Annotated in this window: 19 protein-coding genes; 15 read left to right on the top strand and 4 right to left on the bottom strand. The window is 54.3% G+C overall.

Features of this window, described 5'->3' with window-relative positions; all coding sequences use genetic code 11:
* The first annotated feature begins 247 nt into the window (after window positions 1-247).
* From SH528x_RS03745 to SH528x_RS03715, 7 genes are all read left to right on the top strand, one after another.
* Complete coding sequence (locus SH528x_RS03745; protein ID WP_442509195.1) at window positions 248-3421, top strand: DUF6797 domain-containing protein; 3174 nt, start codon at window positions 248-250, stop codon at window positions 3419-3421.
* On the top strand, window positions 3411-4349 hold the full coding sequence (locus SH528x_RS03740; protein ID WP_442509194.1) for an alkaline phosphatase family protein: 939 nt from the start codon (window positions 3411-3413) through the stop codon (window positions 4347-4349). Before SH528x_RS03745 ends, SH528x_RS03740 begins: the two co-directional genes overlap by 11 nt.
* 155 nt (window positions 4350-4504) lie before the next feature.
* Window positions 4505-6835, top strand: a complete 2331-nt coding sequence (locus tag SH528x_RS03735; protein WP_442509193.1) for a peroxiredoxin family protein — start codon at window positions 4505-4507, stop codon at window positions 6833-6835.
* 193 nt (window positions 6836-7028) lie between these two features.
* Entirely contained in the window at window positions 7029-7619 is a 591-nt protein-coding gene (locus tag SH528x_RS03730; protein WP_442509192.1) for a paraquat-inducible protein A, read from the top strand.
* Window positions 7616-9112, top strand: a complete 1497-nt coding sequence (locus SH528x_RS03725; RefSeq protein ID WP_442509191.1) for an MlaD family protein — start codon at window positions 7616-7618, stop codon at window positions 9110-9112. Before SH528x_RS03730 ends, SH528x_RS03725 begins: the two co-directional genes overlap by 4 nt.
* 162 nt (window positions 9113-9274) lie before the next feature.
* Entirely contained in the window at window positions 9275-10561 is a 1287-nt protein-coding gene (locus SH528x_RS03720) for a TlpA family protein disulfide reductase (protein WP_442509190.1), read from the top strand.
* A 200-nt stretch (window positions 10562-10761) separates the two neighbouring features.
* A complete protein-coding gene (locus SH528x_RS03715) occupies window positions 10762-12447 on the top strand; it encodes a cation:proton antiporter domain-containing protein (protein WP_442509189.1) in 1686 nt (561 codons plus the stop codon).
* 14 nt (window positions 12448-12461) lie between these two features.
* On the opposite strand, the gene SH528x_RS03710 is transcribed toward SH528x_RS03715, so the two are convergent.
* Entirely contained in the window at window positions 12462-12878 is a 417-nt protein-coding gene (locus SH528x_RS03710; protein WP_442509188.1) for a hypothetical protein, read from the bottom strand.
* Between the two features lie 78 nt (window positions 12879-12956).
* Window positions 12957-14498 (bottom strand): hypothetical protein, encoded by a 1542-nt coding sequence (locus SH528x_RS03705; protein WP_442509187.1) that lies wholly within the window; start codon window positions 14496-14498, stop codon window positions 12957-12959.
* A 396-nt stretch (window positions 14499-14894) separates the two neighbouring features.
* On the opposite strand from SH528x_RS03705, the gene SH528x_RS03700 reads away from it, so the two are divergent.
* From SH528x_RS03700 to SH528x_RS03690, 3 genes are all read left to right on the top strand, one after another.
* The gene (locus SH528x_RS03700; RefSeq protein WP_442509186.1) at window positions 14895-15164 is read left to right on the top strand and encodes a hypothetical protein; all 270 of its coding nucleotides are present in this window, start codon (window positions 14895-14897) and stop codon (window positions 15162-15164) included.
* A 99-nt stretch (window positions 15165-15263) separates the two neighbouring features.
* Window positions 15264-16082: a TatD family hydrolase gene (locus SH528x_RS03695; protein ID WP_442509185.1), complete on the top strand. Its 819-nt coding sequence runs from the start codon at window positions 15264-15266 to the stop codon at window positions 16080-16082.
* Window positions 16083-16401: 319 nt separating this feature from the next.
* Window positions 16402-18615, top strand: a complete 2214-nt coding sequence (locus SH528x_RS03690; RefSeq protein WP_442509184.1) for an amino acid permease — start codon at window positions 16402-16404, stop codon at window positions 18613-18615.
* A gap of 1408 nt (window positions 18616-20023) precedes the next feature.
* On the opposite strand, the gene SH528x_RS03685 is transcribed toward SH528x_RS03690, so the two are convergent.
* Both SH528x_RS03685 and SH528x_RS03680 read right to left on the bottom strand, forming a co-directional pair.
* Window positions 20024-20206, bottom strand: coding sequence for a type II toxin-antitoxin system RelE/ParE family toxin (locus SH528x_RS03685; RefSeq protein ID WP_442512074.1), 183 nt, complete (start codon window positions 20204-20206; stop codon window positions 20024-20026).
* 104 nt (window positions 20207-20310) lie between these two features.
* A complete protein-coding gene (locus SH528x_RS03680; RefSeq protein ID WP_442509183.1) occupies window positions 20311-20553 on the bottom strand; it encodes a ribbon-helix-helix domain-containing protein in 243 nt (80 codons plus the stop codon).
* 453 nt (window positions 20554-21006) lie between these two features.
* On the opposite strand from SH528x_RS03680, the gene SH528x_RS03675 reads away from it, so the two are divergent.
* The 5 genes from SH528x_RS03675 (at window position 21007) to SH528x_RS03655 (ending at window position 25200) form a co-directional block, all read left to right on the top strand.
* Window positions 21007-21933, top strand: a complete 927-nt coding sequence (locus tag SH528x_RS03675) for an alpha/beta hydrolase (protein WP_442509182.1) — start codon at window positions 21007-21009, stop codon at window positions 21931-21933.
* Window positions 21934-22138: 205 nt separating this feature from the next.
* The gene (locus SH528x_RS03670) at window positions 22139-22372 is read left to right on the top strand and encodes a LexA family protein (protein WP_442509181.1); all 234 of its coding nucleotides are present in this window, start codon (window positions 22139-22141) and stop codon (window positions 22370-22372) included.
* A gap of 451 nt (window positions 22373-22823) precedes the next feature.
* Entirely contained in the window at window positions 22824-24110 is a 1287-nt protein-coding gene (locus SH528x_RS03665) for a threonine/serine ThrE exporter family protein (RefSeq protein WP_442509180.1), read from the top strand.
* Window positions 24111-24125: 15 nt separating this feature from the next.
* Complete coding sequence (locus tag SH528x_RS03660) at window positions 24126-24566, top strand: DUF3293 domain-containing protein (protein ID WP_442509179.1); 441 nt, start codon at window positions 24126-24128, stop codon at window positions 24564-24566.
* Between the two features lie 91 nt (window positions 24567-24657).
* A complete protein-coding gene (locus SH528x_RS03655) occupies window positions 24658-25200 on the top strand; it encodes a Uma2 family endonuclease (RefSeq protein ID WP_442509178.1) in 543 nt (180 codons plus the stop codon).
* The last annotated feature ends 16 nt before the right edge of the window (window positions 25201-25216 follow it).

The raw sequence follows: 25216 nt of genomic DNA, 5'->3' as shown, positions 1-25216 counted from the left end.
GAAGAATTTTAGGTCACAAATAAGCCGCAAGCGTGTGGGATAGGCTTCCAGCCTGTCTTTGGCCCTCAACAACCGAGAGACGTCTTGCAGGTTGACTACCTAAAAATTGGCTTGTGGGACTGATGACAGGCTGGAAGCCTATCCCACATTGAAAATTGATTATGATGGACGCTCCCACCGACCTTCGGCCTAACCCGAACGCCTTCCCTCCGACCACCGATGCCAACTCTGGGCATCCGCAAACATCATGATGATATTCCGCTTCGCTTGTTGCCTTCTCGTCGCTTGCTTTGCCTGTCCCACCCTCTCGCTGCAGGCAGAAATGCTACGGCGAGCGGCGCCCCTGGACGATCAACTCAAGGCGGCCGGTCCGGACTACCTAGCCGAACAAGTCCGACTGCGAGGTGATGTCCATCGAGGTGCTCTCGTGTTCTTCAAGTCGGCTGCCGGGTGTGTGAACTGCCACAGCAGCGGTGATCAAACGTCGCCACTTGGCCCAAATCTTGCCGAACTCGGCTCCGATTTGACCGACGAATACTTGATCGAGTCGCTGTTGTTTCCGTCACGTCACATCCGCAAAGGTTTTGAAACCGTTTCGCTGCTGACGGTGGACGGGCAAGTGTATGTCGGCTTGATCGCCAGCGAGGATGACAAACAAATCCGCATGCGATTATCGAGCGACCTGACTCACGATTTTGTGGTGCCTCAGGAAGATGTCGAAGACCGCAATGTGAATTCCAAGTCGTTGATGCCCGATGGTTTGATCGGATCGCTGAAAGATCAACGCGAGTTCCTCGACCTTGCTCGCTATGTGATCGAAGTGGCTCGCGGAGGCAAATCGCGAGCATCACAGCTGCGCCCCTCGCCCGAACAACTGAAGGTCGTGGACGACTCAATCGACTTGGACCACGCAGGGATTATCAAAGGGTTCGGTAGTCGTGACTTCGCAGCCGGCGAGGCGATCTATCACGGCTACTGTTTCGATTGCCACGGCAGCGACGGTAACACTCCTTCGCTTTCGACAGCGCGAGCGTTTGGAACTCAAAAGCTAAAATTTGGCGCCGACCCGTACCAGATGTTTATGACGCTGACCAAAGGCAATGGACTGATGGCGTCAATGTCTCACCTGACGCCAAAAGAACGTTACCAAGTCGTGCATTACATCCGCGAAGCGTTCATGAAGGGGAACAATCCTGACTACGTCAAAGTCACGCCCGAACTGCTAAAGTCGCTGCCCACAGGAACCAAGGACGGCACCGAGATCGAGAACGTCCAACGCGACTTTGGCCCCGCGCTGGCGTCTCAACTTCGCCGCGATTTCCCCAGCGTGTTAAACATCCGACTTGGTGAAACGACCATCGCCTACAACTTGCACGCGATGGACCAAGCCGATTTGTGGAGCGGTGGATTCCTCGACTTGAGCGAAACGCAACATGTCCGCCCCCGTGGTGAAGGCACAGCAAACCCCGACGGTGAATCGATTGACGGCCTCGCCGGTTGGCGATGGGGACACGGCGGCACACTCGATTATTCTCGCAAAGGCCTGCTGCCACGCGGGCCCATGCCAGCGGAGTGGATGGATTACCACGGCCACTACCTCCACAACAATCGAGTGACACTCAGCTATACAATCGACGGTCGTGAAATACTCGAGTCTCCGCAGGAATTGGGCAATCGAGCCGGAAGCGAGGTGATTGTTCACGAGTTGAACATTGGCCCAGGCCGCGAGCTGATCCTCGCCATCGCCGAGAACGCGAAAAACGCAATCGCCATCCTCCGCGGAGATCACCGCGACTTGACGATCCAGTCCGATGACAAAAAACGTTTGGTACTGCGAATCCCTGCGGACACGAAATCGCGAACGTTGCAAGTATTTCGCACCGAAGGGCACGATCGTTCGTCGCTACAGAAGCTTGCGGATTCATTCACGCCGACGACAGACTTGGCGTCACTGACCAAGGGAGGCTCGCTGCTGTGGCCGGATGAAATGGAAACGGTTGGCTACCTGGGGCTCGAAAAGGGTGGCTACGCGTTGGACACACTCGCGATCCCCGAATCAACGCCTTGGAACACTTGGTTCCGCACCTCGGCGCTCGATTTCTTTCCCGATGGCCGGATGGCATTGGCAACCCATGGCGGCGATATCTGGATTGTCTCGGGCATCGACGATGATTTGCTAAATCTTCGCTGGAAACGATTTGCTGCGGGGCTTTACGAACCGTTTGGTGTCAAGATTGTCGACGGAAAAATTTATGTCACTTGCAAAGATCGATTGACTCGGCTGCACGATCAAGACGGCAATGGCGAGGCCGATTTCTACGAGAGTTTCTGTGCCGACATCGATGTGTCGACCAACTTTCATGCATTCAATTTTGATTTACAAACCGACGACGAAGGCAACTTCTATTACGCCAAGAGTGGACATGGCGCGGATTTCTCACTGCCGGGTGCCGTTTTCAAAATCTCGCCCGATGGCAAACATCGTGAAGTTTTGTCGACCGGCTTTCGCACGCCCAACGGCCTCGGCAGCATGCCAGGCGGTCGGATCACCGCGAGCGATAACCAGGGCCAATGGACGCCGGCATCGAAAATCAACCTATTGAAACCAGGCGGCTTCTACGGCTGGGTACCGACCTATTCGATCCCCGGCAAATGGGCGCCCGATGGTGGCAAAATTGACATCACCAAACTGGTGCCTCCCACGACGTTTGACCGACCTTTGGTTTATATGACGCAAGAGTTCGACAATTCATCGGGGGGTCAAATTTGGGTGGATGATTCGCGATTTGGTCCGCTCGCAGGCCATCTGCTGCACACCAGTTTCGGTCGCGGATGGATGTCGTACTTGATGATCCAAGATGTGGGCGACGTCAGCCAAGCAGCGATTGTGAATCTGCCGTTTGATTTTTCAACCGGGATCATGCGAGGGCGTGTGAACCCCGCCGACGGCCAAGTCTATGCGACGGGGCTGCAAGGCTGGAACGGTGGCGGCCGGATTGGCTTGGAAGAAAAGGGACTGCAACGTCTTCGCTATACCGGACGCGCCTACCCGATGGTCGTGGACGCATCGGTGCAAGCCGATGGTTTGACCCTGACTTTCAATTTCCAACTCGATCCTGACGTTGCGACGGATGTGCGTTCTTATAACGCGACTCAGTGGAATTATCACTGGAGTCGCAATTATGGGTCCGATCAATTTTCTGTGAAAACAGACAAAGCCGGTGTCGACGAAGTTGCAATCCAATCCGCGACGATCGAAGACGGCGGCTCCGCGGTCAAGCTGCATATCGATGACATACAGCCCGCGGATCAATTGCATCTGATTCTGCACGTACGCGATCGTAATGGGGATGCTTTTGAAGAAGAAATTTACTGGACCATCAACCGTGTACCCGAAATGGAAAACAATCGTGCGAAGTAAATGGTTTGCCTTCTTGGCATTTGTCTTGATCTCTCCGACGTTGGTCGTCGCCGCCGACACGCCCAAAGCCAGTGCCACAAAAAATGGCACTCCAAAAGTGTTGTTCATTGGAGTCGATGGATGTCGTTTCGACGCGTTGCGAAAAGCGAACACCCCCAACTTCGATCGCTTGATCGATCAAGGAATCTACGCTGATAACACACACATCTTTCATCCTCGCTATATCAAGGCTGACACGATTAGCGGCCCCGGTTGGAGCAGCATCTTAACGGGGGTGTGGGCCGACAAGCATGGGGTCCTGGACAACCAATTCAAGGTTTCTCACTACGACAAGTTCCCGCACTTCTTTGTCCGTATCAAAGAACAATCGCCGCAACTAAACACCGCTTCACTGGTTTGTTGGGCCCCAATTGATCAATACATTGTCGCGAGTGCGGACAAGCGATTTTCGTTCACGGAAAAGGATTACGGCGAGCGTGACGACGCGGCGACCGACGAAGCGGTTAAACAACTCTCCGACGCATCGCTCGACGTGGTGTTCTTGTATTTGGGAGCCACCGACGAAGCGGGACACGCATCGGGATTCCATCCAGCAAACCCAAAGTACGTGGAAACCATCCAAGCGGCGGACGCAAGAGTCGGCCGCGTCTTAGCCGCAATCGAAGCCCGTTCGTCCTACCAGGACGAGGATTGGTTGGTCGTCGTGACGTCCGATCATGGGGGAAAAGGCACTAGCCATTCCAATGGCCACGAGGTCCCCGAAATCTACACCAGCTTTCTGATCGTCAGTGGCGATTCGGCCGAGCGCGGCAAATTCGAAACCGACACGTTTATCGTCGACGCCCCGGCAACCGCCCTGAGACACTTGGGAATCGATGCGCCGGAGGACTGGCAACTCGACGGTAAACCGGTCGGATTAAAGAAGTAGCCCGAATCGACGTTTTCCCCAGGGCATACGACTGAAACGGTTTGGTCGTGTGCATTTGGAAAATTAGGTGCTCTCGGGTGTCCGCTGTTCCGCAATGATTGACTACAATGCGGACAATCGCGGTTTCCTTCCCTCCATAAAAATCCTACCTCACTATGAATCTGCGCTTTTTTGTTGCAATTCCCCTGCTTTGTTTTTTGTGCGGCCCATCTCAACTATGGGCGATCGAACCGTCCGCCAGCGACGAACACGACGATTCGTCCACCGAAGCGGGGCACAGCCTTCATGGCGAAGCGTTCAATGAGGGGCCGCGTCAACAAGCGGTCCTGATTCCGGGGCTCGCCAAGATCAATTTCCCGACGTCGACCAAGTCCGAGCGAGCTCAGCAGTTCTTTGAGCAAGGCGTCGGGCAGCTTCACGGATTCTGGTACCTCGAAGCCGAGCGTTCGTTTCGCCAAGCGGCCAAAGAAGATCCGAAAATGGCCATCGCCTATTGGGGCATGGCAATGGCCAACGTCAACAATCGCAAACGGGCTCGAGGACTGATCGACGAAGCGTTAGAAAAGAAGGACAAGGGGGCTGACAAACGCGAGAAGCTTTATATCGACGCACTGAATCGCTACTTGCCAAAATTTGGTGATGACGCTCCTAAGGATGACAGCGACGCCAAAAAGAAACGGGCGGAAAACTTCATTGCCGACCTCGAAAAAATCCTGCACGAATATCCTGACGACATCGAAGCCAAAGCGTTTTTAGTTCTACAAATCTGGCTTAGCGACCGCGAAGGTGTGAAGCTGACCAGTCGTTACGCGGTCAACGCATTGCTAAGCGAGATCTTTGCAGTCGACCCGATGCATCCTGTCCATCATTACCGCATCCATCTGTGGGATTCGGCGCAACCCAAACTGGCACTCCAGTCGGCGGCAAATTGCGGTCCCTCGATGCCCGGAGTGGCTCACATGTGGCACATGCCGGGACACATCTACTCTAAACTTCATCGCTACGCTGACGCAGCTTGGCAACAGGAAGCATCGGCGCGAGTCGACCACGCACACATGACGCGTGCACGGCTGATGCCCGACCAAATCCATAACTTTGCCCATAACAACGAATGGTTGACACGCAACCTGATGAACATTGGCCGTGTCCGCGACGCCATCGATCAAGCTCAAAACCTTGTCTCGTTGCCTCAACATCCCAAATACAACACGCTGGAAAAACGCGGCAGCTACAAGTACGGACGCGAACGGTTGCTGCAAATCCTTACGCAATTCGCATTGTGGGATGAATTGATCAAAGAATCAGGCGGCTACTATTTACCGCCCACATCGGATGCGGGACAGCAAGAAGAATGGCTGGGATGGTTAGCCGTCGCCCATTTTCGTACCGGCAACGGCGCTCGGGGTGCAAAAACACTTCGCTCGCTGAGTCGTCGCCGTCTTGCCTTGGAAACAAAACTGCTCGATTTGGCCGATCAATCGGCTGCCGCAAAAGAAACCGATAAAGAAGAATCAGACGACCAAGCGGACGACGAATCCGAAGAGGATGCAGAAACAGAAAAAGAAGAGACGCCGGAGCAGATTAAATCGCACCTAAAAACGCTGCGGACGATCATTGCTCGCGCGTCTGCTGCGGCGGCATCGCATCGTCGCGATGAGGCCAAGTTCAAAGAACATGCCAAGAAAGCCAAACTCGATCCGCTGATCGAAGCTCGCTGGTTGGCCGATGCACGGGATCTGAAAGGAGCGTTGGAGATTGCCAAACGCGAGCGAAAGAAACACGAAGGCGAGGTGCGACCGCTGGCGATTCTGGTCGACTTGTTATGGCGAAATGAACAAAAAGAGGAAGCCATCAAGCAATTCGAATCGCTGCGGACGCTGGCAGCTGACGCCGACATCGACACACCGCTATTGGCACGACTGAGTCATATTGCCAAAGCAGCGGGTGCCGACGGTGATTGGCGAATTCCGCGTGAACCGGCGGCGGATCTGGGTGAGCGACCTCCGTTGGACAAACTTGGCCCGTTCCGATGGCAAACCTACGAGGCACCGACGTGGGAGGCCAAACTGCCCGATGGATCGCTGACGAGTGCCGAAGAGTTTGGCGGTCGGCCTCGGATTGTCGTTTTCTATCTCGGATTTGGTTGCCTGCACTGCATGGAACAACTACACGCAATGTCACCACGCATTGATGAGTTTCGCAAGGCGGGAATCGATGTCGTGGCAATCAGCACCGAAGATCACGAAACTTTAAAAACAGGCATCGACAACTTTGACAATCCAGTCGAGATTCCGTTAGTCGCCGACGCCAAGCATGCGATTTTCAAGTCGTACCGCTGCTGGGACGACTTTGAAAACCAACCGCTACACGGTACCTTCCTAATCGATTCGCGAAATCGGGTACGATGGCAAGACATCGGCTACGAACCGTTCATGGACATCGATTTCCTGCTCGAAGAATCTCAGCGGTTGCTGAAGCTGCCATAGTCGCCTTTGAGGCAACGCTGTGAAGTATTTTTCCCTCTAGGGTTTGTGCATTTTTTGCGTAGCAGCAGTCGTACGAGACTTTCGATCCACGGCGAGTGCCCCCCGAAACTCTTGACGAGTTCCGCTACGAAATGCTACACAGCGTTGAGGGCGAGACTTTCATTTTTCACCCTTTAGGACGCCAAAGCGACGTATGGAGTATCGAGCTTGTCATTGCTGTGGACTGATCCATCAATTGCCCGTGTTGCAGGCGGGCGATCACGCCCAGTGCACGCGGTGTAAATCGATCCTCGCGGATGCGACGCCGTCGCACCAAAGTGCCAGCCGAACTGCGGCCGCCTCGGTTGCCGCGTTCATCCTGTTTTGGCCTGCTGTGCTGCTGCCGATCCTTGAAATCGAGCGTTTGGGGCAACGCAATGAACAGAGCATCCTGAGCGGTATTCTCGATTTGTTCCATCATGGCAACTACTTCGTCGGCGGCGTGGTGCTGCTGTTTTCGATTCTCTTTCCGCTGACCAAAATCGTGCTGCTCGTCGAACTCAGCTGGCTCGAAGTGTTGCAGCGACGGCACAAGGCGTTCACGCTGCGATTGATGGAACATGTCGGCAAGTGGAGCATGATGGACGTGATGCTATTGGCGTTTTTGGTGATGATGGTCAAGCTTGGCAATCTCGTTCATTTTCAATTTGGCCCGGCGGTAATCGCGTTCACCTTGTGTGTTGCAATGAGCATGATCGCTTCGCTGTCGTTTGACCCCCACTCGATTTGGGAACAAACAGAATGAGTGATCGCGACGAAAACGACTCGGACTTTCCCGTTGCGGAAATTGCCCAACCACGTCCGGCGTGGTTCCGCCGTCATTCGCCAATGTGGTTGTTGACGCTGGTCTGCTTGGCAATCGCAATCGGATTGACTTGGTATTCGTCTGATGCACCGGGAACTCCGATCGTTCTACATTTTGACGATGGCCATGGTTTGAAACCGGGGGATCCGATTCGTCATCGCGGGATTCAAATTGGCGTGGTTGAAAAAATTTCGCTTCGCCAAGATCTCAATGGGATCGATATCACTGCAATACTGGATCAAGCGTCATCGGCGGTCGCATGTGAAGGAGCTCGATTTTGGATTGTCCGTCCCGAAGTCGCCATCACTGGCGTCAGCGGCCTGGAGACCGCGGTCGGTCCAAAATACGTCGCTGTAATCCCCGGCGATCCGGCACAGAAACAATTTGAGTTCACCGGACTCAATTCAAAGCCGCCCGACGATTTAGGACGCGGCGGAATGGAACTCGTATTACGAGGCCACGATCGCTGGGGCGTCTACCCAGGATCGCCGCTAACGTGGCGAGGGATCGATGTGGGGCAGGTGCTCTCGAGCAGTCTGGCGCCCGACGCGATGCATGTGGATATCCGCGTACGAGTGGACCAGCGACACACCCGATTGCTTTCTCGCAATTCAAAGTTTTGGGTGACCAGTGGAGTGCAGATGGGATTGGACGTAACCGGGTTCGAGTTCTCGGCCGAGTCGTTGACGACGATTGCGCGAGGCGGCATCGCCTTCATGACTCCCGGCCCGATCGTCTCCGATGATAACGTTCAGCCCGGCGATGTCTTTACGCTGCACCGACGACGTGATGACGCGTGGCTCGAATCCGCGATGCCGCTGAATCTGCTATCCCATTCGCCGCCTCCGATGGGAACTGTGGTTGCCACGTGGAAGCAGACCTTTTTTGGGATCACGCGGACGCGATCGGATCACGCTGCATGCCTCGCCGTACGGCTTGCCGATCAGGGTCAAGGCATCCTCGTCCCCTCGGATCTGATCACGATCAAAGCGAAGGCTGTCGAAGGCTCGTACCAATTGACTTACCGAGCGAACGATTTCGAGTCGATTGTCGATGTCACAGACACATCGCCATCCCCGGATGGCATTTTGGCATTACCGGTGGCTGTGAAAGAAATACCAAAGAAGCAAATCGTTGCCGACGATCGAATGTGGATTCCGCAGGGTCCCGAAGACTGCTTTGCCGTCAACCGGCGTTCAGGCGACGGCGAGTCCGACGTGGTGATCGAGATGATCGGTGCTGAGCAATTAACGGTTAATGGCACGCTTTGGAATTGCAGCGAGGCGAGGTTCAGCCGCGAGGTTTGGCATGGTGCCGCGGTTATTTCCAGCCGGGACGAAAAAATCATCGGGGTGCTATTGATCAACGAAAAAGGGGTGCAAATCGCTCCATTTATCGACCTGCCGAGCGGTACGGGACAACCCTCTCGCTAGCTATGGAATTGTTGCAAAACTTGTTTCATCGCTCCCCTACCGCGTCATCCCACCGCCAGTTGGGTGTATAAATAACGTCAGTGATTCGCCAATTAGAGCTCGCCAGCCGAGCGATTATGGCGACTTCGATCCCGAAACTACTTATCGCAGAAGAGTTTTATCATGGCACTGTGGTCACGTAACAATGCACGTCAAGGATTGACCCCAACAATTTGGCAACGGATGGCTTGCAAATGGACGACATGCGGAATCGTACTCGTCGCCACCTCGATCGCTATTCCGATGACGGCGTTGAACAGCTTTGCCGATGACAAAGCCGACGCGGCAAGCGAGACCGGCAAAACCGAAAAAGCAGCTGAGAAAGAAGAAGAAGAAGTCAAACCCGTCGAAGTCCCCGACGGAACGGCAGAAGAATTGTTTGTCTTTATCGAAAAAGTCAAAGGTGAGCGTGGTCGCACTCTCGAGACCGTCATGCGATCCATGCAAGGCGTCTTTGATACGACCGAAAAGATTCGCGGCATCGAAGACGTCTCGCTCGAAGATGAACTCAAAGCGATCAATGAAGCGTTGGCTGCGCAAGCAATGTTGGCACGCTTCTCACCAGACGCTCGAGGGCAACTGGCCACGTACATCGAGGAACTCGCGAAAGATCCTCGTGCGGAAATTCAGCGACTCGCCGCTGCGGAACAACTCAAACAAGAAATCCAATCCGTCCGCACGGCCTCCGACGAAAAGAAACGCGAACTTGTTGACAAAGTGCTGGCGATCGTCGACGAAGGGGGGATCGACCAAGCGAGCTACCGAATGGCATCGCAACTCGCTTATGCACTTGGCTACGGTGACAATACCGAACTCGCGGCCTCGTTCTACGATGCCCTTGCTTCGCGTTTAAATGATGCCGAGGATGCCAAACTGCGTGAAGCGGCACCGCGAGCTGCCGGTGCTGCACGTCGATTGCGTTTGCCCGGCAATTTCTTTGAACTCACTGGAACGACGGCTGATGGGGAAACGTTCGATTGGAGTGCGTATCGTGGCAAAGTCGTGCTCGTCGATTATTGGGCCAGCTGGTGTGGACCCTGCCGTGGCGAAGTTCCCAACATGAAAAAGAATCTTGAAAAGTATGGCGATGCCGGTTTCGCCATCGTTGGGATCAACATGGACAGCACCTCCGAAGCGTACGAGTCGTACGTTGAAAAGGAAGAGATTCCATGGGTGAATGTGACCAACTTTGAAGCCGAGAGCAAAGGATGGCAGCATCCGATGGCGGTTCACTACGGCGTCTCAGGAATCCCCACCGCGATTCTGGTCAACGGCGAAGGGAAAGTCATCTCGCTGAGTGCTCGCGGCAAAACGCTCGACAAACTGCTGGCCGAGACACTGGGCGAACCTGATGACGATGCCGAAGCAAAGGACGAAGAAGGCGAAGCGAAGGACGACGCGGCAGAATAACGCGTCAATGAATCACAGCATGGTTGCCCCCAAGCCGAGTCGCAGGGGGTGACAGAATTCGCTACAACATGATTCCTTCGTTGGACAGACCGCTTCGCTATGCCCCCCCTTAGCCAGGCGGTCGGTCGATTGCCCTACGGCCGGAACCGTCTTCTGATTTCCGCTGGGCTTTTACCAGCGGCATCGGAACAGGTCAGGTTATGGGTGATTTTCATTTACATATCACGAGCACGCTAGGGCTATTGCTGGGCGTCAGCCTGGCCGCAGGCGTGTTTGCCGATGTGTTCCATCTGCCCAAAGTCACGGCCTATCTTCTGGTGGGCCTGTTGGTCGGCCCCAGCGTTCTGGACTGGATCCCCGAAGTCCATGTCGACGGGCTCGAGCCGGTACTCGAGTTTGCGATGGCCATCGTGCTGTTCAATCTGGGGTGCGAATTTACTTTTTCCAAGGTGCGGCGAATCGCCGCTCATTGTCTGGCGTTATCGGCAGCGGAAATCCTTCTCACATGCGGGCTGGTGACCCTCGGACTGAAACTTTTTGGTTACGGCAGCAGCACCTCGATCTTGCTCGGATGCTTGGCCGTCGCCACAGCACCCGCGACGACCATCTTGGTGCTGAAAGAATTTCGTTCGGAAGGCCCGGTCACCGAAAGCACCGGTTTTCTGGTCGCAGTCAATAATTTTGCCTGCATCGTTTTGTTCGAGTTCGCCTTTCTCCTGATCCATCTGTTCCAAGGAAAGTTGGACGTCACGATCACCAGCGAACTGCGATGGCTGGTCTCAAATCTGGGGACGGCATTTGCCTTGGGCGTCGCCGGCGGTTTGATCATCAGTTATGGATGCGGACTTTTGAAGTTCAGCCGCTGGTTGGTGTTGCTGATGGCGACCACGACTTTTCTACTGGGCGCATGCGATTCGCTGCACCTGCCCTACATGGTCACGTTCTTGGTGATGGGAGTGACGGTCGCCAACACGTCGGACATGAAAAACAAGATCGTCGGTGAACTCGACCACTTGTCCGGACTACTCGCGGTGGTTTTCTTTGCCGTCCATGGAACTCATTTGGACGTCAATGCGTTTATCGCCGCCGGAGGGATCGGAGCCCTCTATATCGTTCTTCGCATGGCCGGAAAATGGCTGGGCGTCTATGGTGCCGCACGACTGACGCGGCAACCGCTCGAAGTGCGTCATTGGCTTGGAACATGCTTGTTCGCGCAAGCGGGCGCGGCGATTGCGTTATCCACGATTGCCGCGAATCGCGATCCCGAATTGGGCAAACCGATTCAAGACATCATCCTCGGATCGGTGGTGGTGTTCGAGATCATCGGGCCGCTGTTTATCCGCCAATCGCTGTTGCGAACGGGCGAAGTCCCGTTGGCTCAAGCGATCAATCACTCCAGCCGAACGCCGCTGGAACAAGTTCGCGCGGTCATGGACCGATTTCGCGCCGCGATTCGCCATGACGCTCCGGAACGCACTGTTGCCAACAAGGTGAAAGTCAGCGACTTGTTACGCAAGACAAATGGCATTCATCAATCGGCGAATTTTGACGAAGTCATCGCTCACATCGAAAACAGTCACGACAACACCTATCCTGTGGTCGATGAGCGTAAACGTGTGGTCGGGGTGATTCGTTATCCGCTGCTCAGTAACGTGATGTTTGATGAGAGCGTCACGACGCTGATTCGGGCCGAGGATTTGGCGAGCGAGACCGATTCGTTTCTCTACCCCGACGAACCCGCGCAGCGTGCTTTTGAATTGTTCGAAGCCGAAACCGATGACTGCATTCCGGTCGTCGCTCGAGCGGAGCCAAACGAGCTAGCCGGCGTGGTCCGCCGCAGCGACATCATGCACGCGTTGATCACTCAGCATCGCAAAACGAAATAGACGAATCGAATTGTTTATGCCGAGAACATACGCCGACGAACCATGGCGATCGTGGCGAGTTGATCGGCCTTTAATGTCATCGTTTGCTTTGCGGTTGCCAATGCGGAATCAAAGTGATGATCGGCCAAGAACAACATCGCTGGCTGCTGTAGCGACGCTTCATCCGCAATTGCCTGAAGCAGTTTGCAACCTTTGCTATTGATCCGATGGGCGCAACACAGTTCGCTAAATAACGAAGCCGAGGAGTGAGTAGTACTCTTCATGCGACGTTGGATTTGCCAGGCAACCAAGGCTGAAACAACGACGATCGCAGCGCCGATCAACATCCACTGCGACGAATCGCTTGTTGCGGCCGCTGTTTCTTTGTAACTCAGATTGACGTCGCTCATCCGAGTTTCAGCGAACAGCAGGAAGGACGTTAAGTTGGCCATGTCGAAATTCAAATTACAGAGTGAATTATTTATGTGGTAGCTGGCGTGAAGAAACGATTGCGAATCGCTCCCCTCACGTTAGAAAGTTTTCATTGCTTCTCGATATCGGATTGCCTTAATCGCGGCGTCACTGACCGGACACGGTGGCAATGCGGACATCTCTTTCAGCAGCGACAGCGTGCTGTTGCTTTCGGCTCGCGACATCACTTGGCATGCGAGCACACGTGCTTCCTGGTGATCTTCGCGAGAGATACGTTCAAACGAATCGCTCAGCAAATCGACGGCGGCCAGCGCATCCGCTGCGGCGATCGCATCAATCCGTTTGTTCAGCACTGGATGACGGAGTCCGTCGCGTATTCGTGCGATGGCTTCGGTATCGATCGTCATCACGATACGCCCCAGAGCACGACGATGTTTTTCAGGCATGCCGGAGAGCCGGTGCAGCATCGCATCGGCGTGCAGCGGGCTGAGGATGCGACGGACCGAACGAACCAACGAAGGATCGTGGTGATCGAGCAATTGAATCAATTGATCGAGTAGCAACGCGACCGGATCCGCCGCGATCGCATCTTGGTTCCCAGCGGCGATCAACAGGGCGGCTTGATGCCAAACTTCGAAATCGGGCGCACTGCACTTCATCATCCCGGCGACGGCTGCGGGAATGCACCCGGCACCATCGCGATGAATTGCCGCGACGATGGTTCGCAAGTAAACCAACGGATCGCTTCCCGATTGGCTGTAAACATGAATCGCCGCAGCACGATGATTTGCACTGATGGCGTCCATTAATGAGTTGTCATCAGCACAACATTTTGGCATGCCGAGCTCTTGCAGATTCTTTAGCACTGTTGCTGATGGCTCTTCGCCAATCGCACGCAGCAGCGAATCACGAAAAACGTCGTCGGTACGGTTGGCCAAAATGTCGAGCAGGAATGAGGGAATATTGCGGCGACAGATAAACCCCGCCAACAGCTCCACCATTCCGGCACGCTGAGTGGTCAACAATCGGTTGCCAATCATGTTGCAATAAGCGGAATTGGATGACGTGAACTGACGTAATTCAGAATCGGCCCAGGTCGAATTGACCAAAAAAGCATCAATCAGTCGATCGTTCTTATGCTTGTGAATCCGCTGGATCGATTCAGCAAGCGCCGCAATCACAGGGGTGCGAAGAGATGGTTTGTCTCGGTTGGCCCGCGCGTTGTGCCCAAGTTCGTGCGTCAATTGCAAAATGGCGTCCGTCGCGGCGTCACGAATCATCTCGGATGGATTCGATTCTGCAATCGGAATCAAATCGACCAACAACGTGTACAATCCGATCATGACCGAAGCGTTGATCGCGTGAGCAAGATTTTCGTCTTGGTTTTGCAGCGATTTTTGGACCGCTGGCGTAATCCAGGCCTTGCGTTTTCGCAGTTGGCCAAATAAATCGGGCGGAAAGACATCCCAGCGTGTCAGGACAGCTTCAGCGCAATGTGGCTCGCTTCGCTGCAATAACGACTCGACCGAATACGATCGCACGTCATCGCTTGAATCTTCCAACGCGATCAGAAGCAAATCCACCGCAGCTGCATTGCGGGATTCAGCGAGTGTCGCGAAAGTGAGTGAGGGACCTTGCATGCTTCTTCTAAGACATTGTTGGGGGTCGCAAATCTTACCGACGTGTCAAGAAGGGTTTCGCCATCATGTCGTCAGGTAACCGTAGCTTCGTGGAATGAACAGAATTGCATCCCCAGCAGAAAATGTGTCGTACAGTCAACATGAATTGGCACCGCAAACGCTACAGCCAACAAAACCGACTCAATCGGCACCTATTGGTGGGGTGCGACAAGTGGTTCGCAAGGCGATGATGCCCCGTTTTGTCGGTTTCGAGTCTTGGGGCGTATGCCCTATAATCACGGTTAGACGCAGGTCGTAAGGGAGCATCCAGCTTAGAACGCTTCGGTATTCCCGGCGCCGCTGAGCAATCACCCGCTTGCATATCGACAACAAACCTATAAACCCTCTGCGAATAAAATGACTCAACGCCCCGCAAACATTGTCCTTGAGGAATCCTTTTTGGATGTCCGTGCGAAGGTGCTCGAAATCGCCGCTGTACTTGATCGCGTCGATCGATCCCTGCAAGAAGACACGACGCTCGACGAAGATATCAGCGTTCGACGCGACAAGATTCATGATGCGATTCGATTGCTACTGAGCGAAGGAACTGATCGAGCCGAACGGGTTCAATTGCTATTCTCGCGCAAGTACTCCCCTGCGTGGCGGTCAGAACTAAAAGTCGATTGATCGAACTCATCGGCTGCATTCGCTATTTCATTCGAGTGCATTTGTGCCCCCCCCACTCAAAATTCCCTTCTACAACATTTGACCTCGAGCTAATTTGCCATGGACTACATCGACCCCCACATTCACATGGTGTCTCGGACCACTGACGACTACGCGACGCTGGCGCGGATGGGATGCGTGGCGATGAGTGAACCGGCATTCTGGGCGGGCTACGACCGAGGCAGTGTCGACGGGTTCCGCGACTACTTTCGTCAACTCACCGAAACAGAACCGAAACGTGCCGCCGCTTATGGGATCCAGCATTTCACTTGGCTGTGCATCAATGCCAAAGAAGCGGAGAACGTTTCGCTGTCACGCGATGTGATCGCAATGATCCCCGAATTCCTCGACGCCGCCAACGTGCTCGGGATCGGCGAGATCGGGCTGAACAAAAACACTCGCAACGAATCGATCATCTTTCTAGAACATCTCGAATTGGCGATCAAACACAACCAATCGATCTTGATTCACACGCCCCATTTGGAAGATAAATTCCAAGGCACGCGGATGATCCTGGACATGTTGTCGGACGATAAACGACTCGATCGCACGCGTGTCCTTGTCGACCATGTCGAAGAGCATACGATTGCCGAAGTGCTTGACCGAGGTTTTTGGGCAGGCATGACGCTGTATCCCATCACAAAATGTACACCGGATAGAGCCGCGGACATGATTGAAATGACCGGGGGCGAACGCTTGCTCGTTAATTCTGCGGGTGATTGGGGACCGAGCAAACCTACCGCGGTTCCCGATTTGATCTTTGAATTACGCCGACGCGGTCATCGTGAATCACTGATCAAAAAAGTGGTTTATGACAACCCGATTGAGTTCTTCTCGCAAAGTTCTAACTTCAAATTCAAACCGCGTGACGCCTCCTAGGCGTAGGGCCGGTTCCCACCGGTCGCGTTGTGATTGGCCGGTAGGACCGGCCCTACATCCCCATCAGTTTTAAAAATGCTTTAGTAAGCGACACGGGGTTTTGCACACGCCCCCATGTCTTACGACTTGCAGCTGACCCTTTGCGTTTTAAACATTCACTAAGCAGGTAGGCAGGAATCATTGGGTGAAATCCCGTTAGCCGTTTTGGCGTTAGCCCCGGTTCAGCGCCGGAACCGTGGCTAGCGCCAAAACGGCCAATTTACTGAAAGATTCCTGCCTAACGGCTTAGACCAACTCTTCGCCAAGACGGCAAACCTTGATGAGTTCCGCTTCTCTCAATAGCACCGCGCCGAAACCAAAAAGCGGGCATGGATTCGGAACGATCTCGGGGGTCTTTACGCCCTGTGTGTTGACGATCCTTGGCGTCATCATGTTTTTGCGATTCGGCTTTGTGGTGGGGCAAGCCGGGATCATCGGCACGATGGCAATCGTGTTGTTCAGCAACGCGATTACGCTTTTGACCACACTTTCGTTGTCCGCGATTGCCACCAACACCAAGGTCGAAGGCGGCGGTGCATACTTTCTAATCAGCCGCAGTTTGGGCGCGGAATTTGGCGGCGCGATCGGACTCGTCTTCTTCGCCGCTCAAGCGTTATCAGTGGCTATGTATGTGATCGGGTTCACCGAGGCATTGGTTGGCTATTTGCCCGACGGAACCTCACCCACGTTGGTCGCATCGCTCACCAATATCGCGGTGTTTGGCTGCGTCGCCATCGGGGCCGCGTGGACGATGAAGCTGCAGTTTCTGATCCTTGCAGCAGTCCTGTTTGCCCTGTTTTCGTTTTACGCCGGAGCTTGGACGCAGTTTGATGCAGCCTTGTTCCTGCAAAACAAGGGCAGCGGGTTCAGTGGCGGCGAGTCGTTTTGGACCGTGTTCGCGTTGTTCTTTCCCGCAGTGACGGGGATCATGGCGGGGGCAAATATGTCCGGCGACCTACGCAACCCCGCTCGCTCGATCCCCCTGGGAACTCTCGCTGCGGTCTTTGTCACCGGGCTCATCTATATTTCCGAAGCGATTCTGATCGGTGGATGTCGCGACCGCGAAACGTTAGTTACCAACAACTTAGTACTCTCGGATATCGCAGTGATGCCCGCCTTGATCGCCGCAGGGGTGTTCGCGGCAACGATCTCTTCGGCACTGGGCAGCATGATGGGCGCCCCGCGAATCCTGCAATCATTAGCTCGCGACCGTTTGTTCCGTTGGCTCCAACCGCTAGGTATCGGGTCGGGTGCCAACTCGGAACCACGACGTGCCATCTTCGTGACGTTTTTGATCTCGCAAGCCGGTATCCTGCTTGCCGATCTCAATACGATTGCTCCGCTAATCACGATGGCATTTTTGGTGACCTATGGACTGCTGAATCTGGCAACTTTCTATGAATCGATCACCAAAAATCCAAGCTACCGCCCGCGGTTCAAATTTTGTCATTGGACCACTTCGTTAGCCGGCGCGATCGGTTGCGGCATCGTGATGCTGTTGATCGATTGGCAATGGGCGTTTGTAGCGATTTCGTTGTTCGCCGCTTTGCATTGGTATTTATCAAAGATCGATCTGACCGCCGATTTTGGCAATGTCACCAGCGGTTTGCTGTTCGAGCGTACCCGCAAGAACTTGCTGAAACTTGAAGGCGAACTTTATCATCCTAAAAATTGGCGACCGTTTGTATTGGCCCTCAGCGGCACCGGATTCTCGCGTCCTCATCTGGTGGTCTTTGGACATTGGCTGACATCGCGAACGGGCATTTTGACGCTCGGACAAGTCATCCAAGGCGAACTGGATGATCGTCATCGGCGCCGCATCTCGCAAGAAAGGATGCTGCACGCCATGATCGGCGAGCACGGGCTAAACGCGTTTCCAGCCGTGGTGGTCGCCAGCGACTATGTGACGGGTGTCGAAGCTCTGGTGCAGTGCCAAGGCTTGGGACGATTGCGTCCCAATGCGGTGTTGTTGGGTTGCCCTCTTTCGGTCGAGCGCATGAAGATTTTCGGAGGCTTGCTGCGAAACTTGCAAGGTCTGTCGCGCAGCGCCGTCGTGCTCCGCCGCACCGACGAACCCGCTGACGACTGGAAACCGCCGAGTGGGACGGTCGACGTCTGGTGGCGTGGACGTGCCAATGGCGAGTTGATGGTACTGCTAGCTCACTTGTTATTGCAGAACGAAGATTGGCGAGGGCGTGAATTACGATTATTGCGGGTCGTGGACAACGAAGCCGGAATCGACGAAGTGCGAAATCACCTTAACGAATTATTGAAAGCAGCCAGAATCCCCGGTGTCACCAAAGTCGTCGTCTCGAAGGATCCTGAATTAGCGATCCAGACGACAAGCCGCAATGCCGCGATGGTCTTCCTAGGCATGCAGCCGCCCAACATCGGAGACGAAGCAGCGTTTTTCTACCGCACCGAGAAGTTAGCGGGCGGTTTACCGCGAGTCGTCTTTGTCCAAAGCGCAGGCGGAATGCGGCTCGAGTCTTGAAAACTTCTGCGCGGCCTAATTCATTTCAAAATTCCCAGGCTTTGCCCACTTCCGATTCTTAATCTTAATCGTACTCGTAATCTTCTCCGTTTGCCACTCGGCCCAGTCGTGCTTGCTCAGACGGGACTAAGATTAAGAGTTGCTAGTCCAAGGGCCAGAGTACCGGCAACCCGCCGTTGAGCGTGTGAGCATGAGCGGGTCGTAGGCAGTGACGATTCATTCCTGACAGACGAATGGGGGGACAGACGAATAAATTCAGAGCGACAATTCGCCGGTCCTTTATTCGGCTGTCAAAATCGCCTTGGATCCGTTCATTTCGTGAGGAAGTAATCAATACCCCACCATCACACTCTGCGTTTCAAACGACGAGCACGATCCCGGGCGGGATTAAGATTAAGAGTTGCTGGCCCAAGGTCCAGAGCACCGACATCCGCCCATTGTCGCTCGGCTTTCCAAGCCGATTGCGTTCATTTGGCGGCAGCAAACCGCTTCATCGACAATCGTCCCATAACCTTTTGGAAATTAACAAGTGTGACAAGCAACCCGCCATCGAGTGAGCAAGTTGCAGGCAGCGACGAGTAATTCGTGACAGACGAATGGGGGGACAAACGAATAAATACAGAGCGACGATTCGGCTGTCCTTCATTCGGCTGTCAAAATCACCTTGGATCCGTTCCTGTCGTGAGGAGGTGACTAACGCCCCACCAGCCGACTCTGCGTTTCAAACGCCGAGCACGATCCCGGGCGGGATTAAGATTAAGAGTTACTTACCCAAGGTCCAGAGCACCGACATCAGCCCATTGTCGCTCGGCTTTCCAAGCCGATTGCGTTCATTCAGCCGCAGCAAACCGCTTGACCGACAATCGCTTCAAAACCTCTTGGCAATTAATAGGTGTGACCGGCAACTCGCCGTTGAGCGCGCGAGTATGAGCGGGTCGTAGGCAGTGACGATTCATTTCTGACAGACGAATGGGGCACAGACGAATAAATACAGAGCGACGATTCGTCTGTCCCACATTCGGCTGTCAAAGTCGCTTTGGACCCGTTCATTTCGTGAGAAAGTGACTGGCACCCCGCCAGCGTTCTCCGCGACTCAGCATTTCAAACCCGAGTACGATTCGGCAGGCGAATTGTTGTCGAGCCGGGTCACGATCGCGGTCCAGAACGGGGACCGTCCGATTTATTTCACCGGCATCACCGCGACGATGGAGCGACCTGAGGAGGTCGTCCAACTTCGGCTTGGCGCAAAGCCCGGCCTCAGAACGGCGGTTGGTGGGTCGCCTGGCCATTGGAGGCCGGGTCACCGCACACTAGTGAAGAGTAGTCCGCTTCGGCTATCTTGGTTACCCAAGTTGGCGACTACTGATTGGATACTTGCGGTGCCGCCAAGCCGCTGACGTTCTACGACCTAGATGTTTCGCATGTCACGACTGCCGTGAATGACGCGAGACACCTCTATGCCGCGTTTGGTCGCGCGGAAGAATATCACGTAATTGCCGACGCTGAATGAACGGGCACCTGCCACTCCAAATCCTGGTCGCAATTCGCCCATTTCAGGCTGTGTCGCAATTGTTTCGCACGCCTCCCGAATCTGGCGTAACTATTCGCTTGCCGCCTCCGGTTTGTCCCTCGCGATATATTCAACAATGCCGAATAGATAGTCGTCCGCCTCCGGTGCATAGATAACGTTTACCATTAGCCTTTGCCATTCTCAATTTCTCGAATACGTTCTTCCGCACGTAGGTAGACCTCTTCGGCTGGAATACCTTTCCCGGCGTCCAATTGATCGAATCCCTTTCGTACTTCAGCGTGAAGCGTTTCCCTTGCCTGCAACAAACGCAACCCTTCCGCAAGCACATCGGATTCGTTCAGGAACCTCTTTTCCGAGACCATTCTTTGAACAAATGGGACTAAATCGCTTGGAATTTCTGTTGTCATGACTATCTCGATTTTGACCAAGCATGGCATCGCAAACGGTCGTAGAACTTGGCTTTTACGCAAGGCCCCTTCGGGGCCATCTTCGGCGTGGTTTTGGTCGCGACTCGATTATACAATCAAATCAGATTCAGAACATCTTCGCGCCGGTTGCGGCGATGTCGTAAACACCTCCCGTTGTCGTTCACTAGTGCTTTGACTCCGATGGATAACTTGTCAGAGCCTGGGTTTTGCGAGATGGATTATTGGCAGCGGCTGTTTTGGCTCGGTAGTCGGACACTCTGATGAAGCGACGTTGGTGCAACTATGCGGTTCATAGCTTTCCTGCTCACATTGGCGATTACCCATAGCTGTTTTGGTGACCAAACGGCCACGGGTGGTCGGGTTTATTCGGTATACTTCGACACTTCCTGTCAAATGCCCGTATTCACGGTGAGTCCGGAATATGAGCCTGTGGTGAATACCCTTCAGTGGACGGTTGGGAACGCTCCAGAAGGGTTGCAACTCATTGCCGCCATTGGACTGTTGGCAAATCGGTTTGGGTTGAGTCAGACGCAAGCGGTCGACCTTCGAAACGGCTTTGGCGAATCGTATAAGGCGATGAATAGCGACCCTCAGTGCGCGGGGCTTACGTCCGCATTGGATGAAATCTTCGCGAGTGATCCGGAGCGTCAGGGACATTACTTTGTTTATGTCCCAACGGAGCCCTCTGTTGCTGCGCCGACAATCTTGTTTCTCCACGGCTACGGTGGCAATTTGAAATACTATATCTGGGCGCTGAAAGAGGCGTTTCCCGATTCCGTTATTGTTGCGCCAACTTGGGGGATTGGTTGGCACGATGGTGACGTCGTTTATGTCGATGAAGTATGCCGGAATGTCGAAACGCATTTCCGGATCTCATTGGGGAACAAATGGGTCATGGGATTATCCGCTGGCGGCCCTGCCGGATTCCGTGTGATGAACAGGAAACCATCAGATTACGAAGGCTATATCTGCATTGCGTCAGGGTTGCCTCAACAGCGAGCTGCTGAACTGTCGTTTACAGAGCCCATCCTGATGCTCAACGGAATCAATGACGTCCGGTTCCCGATTCAATTCGTCAGGCGAGGGATTGCCGAGATGGAATCGCATGGTCTTTGTGTGGAACAGGTGGAATTAGATAGAGACCACTTCTTCTTGTTGACTCAACGCGTTGAGACGTTTCAGATTATTGAATCGTTTATACAGAAACACTCGACAGTTCCCGTGAACTTGTCAAGCATTGACAAGCCGCACTGGATGTTAAGATTGCTCCGATCATGGGGTTTGTTTTTTTTGGGGCTGTCCATTCTCTACTTGGTGGCAATCAAAAAACTGCGGGGCCGGCGCAAGAAGTTGTCGTGACTACTCCGAACGCATGTGTTCGTAGACTGGCGCCGTGCCCGAAAACATGGCTTTTACGCTGAGGCCTTCGGCACACCTTCCATGTTTGGCAACGGGCGTTGGCCTTGGTACAATCTCCCGTAATCCAGGCATCTCTCGCTTGGTTCAGGGCGGCGACGTAAAAACCTTCCGTTGTGCGACTTAAACTAAGGTGATGGATTCCTCTATGAAACCAACTGCGAAACAGGGGCAGTACCTCGCGTTCATTTACTACTACACTAAACTGAACGGGCAACCGCCTGCTGAATCGGACATGCAGCGGTACTTCAAAACGTCACCACCGACGGTTCACAATATGGTGGTAACTCTCTGTGATCGCGGATTCATATCGCGAGAGCCGGGCCGTGCTCGAACGATCAAATTGCTGGTCGGTCGCGATGCCTTCCCAGACCTTGAGTAGCACAACCACGGAGTTGCGTCTGTGGTTGATGTCTGTCATCACTTTGTGACTGACGTCCCAAGGTTGCGAGTCGCCTCCAACTGCTTCAACATTTTCACTTGAGTTTCGTTGATGAGTTCGCGAAAGCGGGTGCTGCTTCGATGGCTGTCTTTCGCCCTTACTCCCAACGCTGTGAAGCATTTTCCCGTAGCTACCTTCGCTAGAAGGTGGTGATTCGTATTGGCCGGCAACCATCCACGCTCTGGCGAGCGTAGCTACGGAACGCAAATGCCGTAATTTGCCGTCTCTAAATTCTTCACAGCGTTGCCTTACTCCCTCTCAGACATTCTTCTTTTGGTCGTGGCGTGTTAGGTCACGGGAGTTCCGCTGCTGTGCCGGAACTTCGCTCCGCTACGGTCCGACCTACGTGCGGGCGCGTCGCCTCTTTCGGGAAAACGGGGGATCGGCAAGAATGGGCGGTTCACGATTTCCGCTGCCATTCCCTGGCAAAATCCTTATCCGCCGGTCGACCTTAGTGCCAAGCGAACCCTCCACCCCCACCGGAAAGTCGGCGATCAACGCGTTTCTGATTCACGCGGCAATGCTACTGCATCGCTACGGAACGCCATCGCACCGGCTTGAGCGTGTGATGACGCAAGTTGCATCGTCGCTTGGCGTGGAAGCGGTGTTTCTGTATACGCCCACAGCGCTCGTGATCTCGATCACCAACGGGACCAGCGAAGAGACGGTCGTCCGCCGCGTGGATTCACGCGAAATGCATGTCGACAAGCTGTTCCAAGCCGACGATGTCCTGGGAAAGCTCGAGCGAGGCGAAATCACCATCAAGATCGCTGCTTCACGACTTCGCGAGATCGATCACAGCGAGCCGACTTATCGGTTCATCCCCTTCGCGCTTGCCTGTGCGACCGGATGTGGGGTGCTTGCCACGTTGTTCCAAGGGTCGCTCGCCGAAGTATTGGCCGCCATGGTGATTGGATTAGTGATCGCCGTGATCGAGCGAACGGCCGAACGATTCAGTGGCGAACCGAGCCTGCTGCATCCGATCTCGGGCTTCGTGGCGGCGATCTTGTCGCTCGGGATCGCACACTTCGTCATTCCGATTGACGACCGCTTGGTCACACTCGCGGGGTTGGTCGTGCTGCTGCCGGGACTCAGACTAACCGTCGCACTCACCGAACTGGCGGTGGGGCATTTGTCGGCCGGGGTTGCGCGGCTTGCCGGCGCGATTGTGATGTTGTTTACGCTGTTGTTGGGTGCCGCGATTGCTTGGCGTTTTGCACTCCCATGGCGTGACATCCCTGAAAAGATTGCAGTCACAGGAACTTATTGGCAATGGATCGCGTTGTTGATTGCACCGCTTGCATTCGCCATCATCTTTCAAGCTCGCATGGCACAGTGGCCCGCGATCTTCAGCGTTTCGATGCTGGGCATCTTGGTCCTCCGCTCTGTGGATCCTTACTACGGTTCCGAAGTCGCATCGTTCTCCGCAGCACTGGCGGTTGGATGCGGCAGCAACTTATACGCACGTTTCCGTGGTCGTCCGGCGTTGATTGTGCAGACACCGGCAATGATCATCCTGGTTCCTGGATCGTTCGGTTATCGATCGCTGATCGCGATGTTGGATCATGAAACCATCGCTGGCATCGAGATTGGTTTTCACACCGTGATGATTGCAATGTGTTTGGTCGGTGGGTTGCTGATGTCCAACGCCCTCGTCCCCCCGAATCGAATTCTGTAATCCAAGAACGCCCAAATGAAAACTCCGGCGGAAGAGCTCGAGTCTGCCTATCGGCAAACAATTTACTGGTGCGAATTGCAGGACCAATCCGTCGCAATACGAATCGGTCAACCCCATCCTCTACTAGATGTCGCATTGCGAAACGAAGCGGTGAACGATTGGGCTTACATCACTGCCTATAACCCGTTATCGACACCGAGCACTCCACAGCAAAACCGTGCGACAAACGAACAATTAGAATGCGAGATTGCCAGCATGGGTTATAAGTACTGGCATGGAACCGGAATCGATCCCAAGGGGCAGTGGCCGCCCGAAGCCAGTTTTTTGGTTCTTGGTGTGGACCATACCACTGCAGGCGATATCGGTAGGAAATACCATCAAAATGCGATCGTCATCGGCCATGTTGGTTACGCTGCGAAATTGCTATTTTTGACTTCTGCACCTGGATGTCGCTGAAGGCTCTACCCGCCGTCCCCCCGTAGTGGATCTTGTTAATGATCCATTGCGGCAGTTGCTATAATAGCGGCACCCCCTTGGAGTTCACGCTATGTCCGCCGCCTTAAAATTTGCTCCCCGCTACACCGTCGATGACTATTCGCTTTGGCAGGGCGACTGGGAGTTGTGGGAAGGGCTCGCGATCGCGATGAGCCCCAGTCCCTTTGGCGTGCATCAAAACGCGGTGACACAGCTAAGCCGCTTGCTTGGCAACGCGGTTGAAGCGGCGGGTTGCGACGCAAATCCGCTGGTCGAACTCGATTGGGTTGTGAGCCGCGACACGGTCGTTCGTCCCGATGTGCTCGTCGTATGCGGCCCGCTACCGGAGCGGCATTGCGAAAGCACTCCGGCGCTGGTCGCCGAGGTTTTGTCGGATTCAACACGACAGAACGACCTGACCTATAAGCGACAACTCTACCAACGTGAAGGCGTCGGCGTCTATCTAATCATTGACGTCGAGGCGAAGACGGTTCAAGTGGATTGCCGCCAAGCAGACGGCAGCTACGATACGCACATCGCGGGCGACACAATTAGCTTGCGACTTTGCGAGGACTGTGAAATATCGATCCCAACCACGAAGCTCTTTCCTCGTTGAATCAGATAGGCAGGTG

The organism is Novipirellula methanifontis, assembly GCF_052161655.1.
Lineage (GTDB): Bacteria > Planctomycetota > Planctomycetia > Pirellulales > Pirellulaceae > Novipirellula.
The sequence above is the reverse complement of the archived record's forward strand: the minus strand, read 5'-3'. Positions and strand labels throughout refer to the sequence as shown.

What these genes read in the sequence shown, in the direction of transcription:
- SH528x_RS03745 (WP_442509195.1), top strand. Translation starts at nt 248, where the DNA reads ATGATGATATTCCGCTTCGCTTGTTGCCTTCTCGTCGCTTGCTTTGCC.
- SH528x_RS03735 (WP_442509193.1), top strand. Translation starts at nt 4,505, where the DNA reads ATGAATCTGCGCTTTTTTGTTGCAATTCCCCTGCTTTGTTTTTTGTGC.
- SH528x_RS03730 (WP_442509192.1), top strand. Translation starts at nt 7,029, where the DNA reads ATGGAGTATCGAGCTTGTCATTGCTGTGGACTGATCCATCAATTGCCC.
- SH528x_RS03725 (WP_442509191.1), top strand. Translation starts at nt 7,616, where the DNA reads ATGAGTGATCGCGACGAAAACGACTCGGACTTTCCCGTTGCGGAAATT.
- SH528x_RS03720 (WP_442509190.1), top strand. Translation starts at nt 9,275, where the DNA reads ATGGCACTGTGGTCACGTAACAATGCACGTCAAGGATTGACCCCAACA.
- SH528x_RS03715 (WP_442509189.1), top strand. Translation starts at nt 10,762, where the DNA reads ATGGGTGATTTTCATTTACATATCACGAGCACGCTAGGGCTATTGCTG.
- SH528x_RS03710 (WP_442509188.1), bottom strand. Translation starts at nt 12,878, where the DNA reads ATGGCCAACTTAACGTCCTTCCTGCTGTTCGCTGAAACTCGGATGAGC.
- SH528x_RS03705 (WP_442509187.1), bottom strand. Translation starts at nt 14,498, where the DNA reads ATGCAAGGTCCCTCACTCACTTTCGCGACACTCGCTGAATCCCGCAAT.
- SH528x_RS03700 (WP_442509186.1), top strand. Translation starts at nt 14,895, where the DNA reads ATGACTCAACGCCCCGCAAACATTGTCCTTGAGGAATCCTTTTTGGAT.
- SH528x_RS03695 (WP_442509185.1), top strand. Translation starts at nt 15,264, where the DNA reads ATGGACTACATCGACCCCCACATTCACATGGTGTCTCGGACCACTGAC.
- SH528x_RS03690 (WP_442509184.1), top strand. Translation starts at nt 16,402, where the DNA reads ATGAGTTCCGCTTCTCTCAATAGCACCGCGCCGAAACCAAAAAGCGGG.
- SH528x_RS03680 (WP_442509183.1), bottom strand. Translation starts at nt 20,553, where the DNA reads ATGACAACAGAAATTCCAAGCGATTTAGTCCCATTTGTTCAAAGAATG.
- SH528x_RS03670 (WP_442509181.1), top strand. Translation starts at nt 22,139, where the DNA reads ATGAAACCAACTGCGAAACAGGGGCAGTACCTCGCGTTCATTTACTAC.
- SH528x_RS03665 (WP_442509180.1), top strand. Translation starts at nt 22,824, where the DNA reads ATGGGCGGTTCACGATTTCCGCTGCCATTCCCTGGCAAAATCCTTATC.
- SH528x_RS03660 (WP_442509179.1), top strand. Translation starts at nt 24,126, where the DNA reads ATGAAAACTCCGGCGGAAGAGCTCGAGTCTGCCTATCGGCAAACAATT.
- SH528x_RS03655 (WP_442509178.1), top strand. Translation starts at nt 24,658, where the DNA reads ATGTCCGCCGCCTTAAAATTTGCTCCCCGCTACACCGTCGATGACTAT.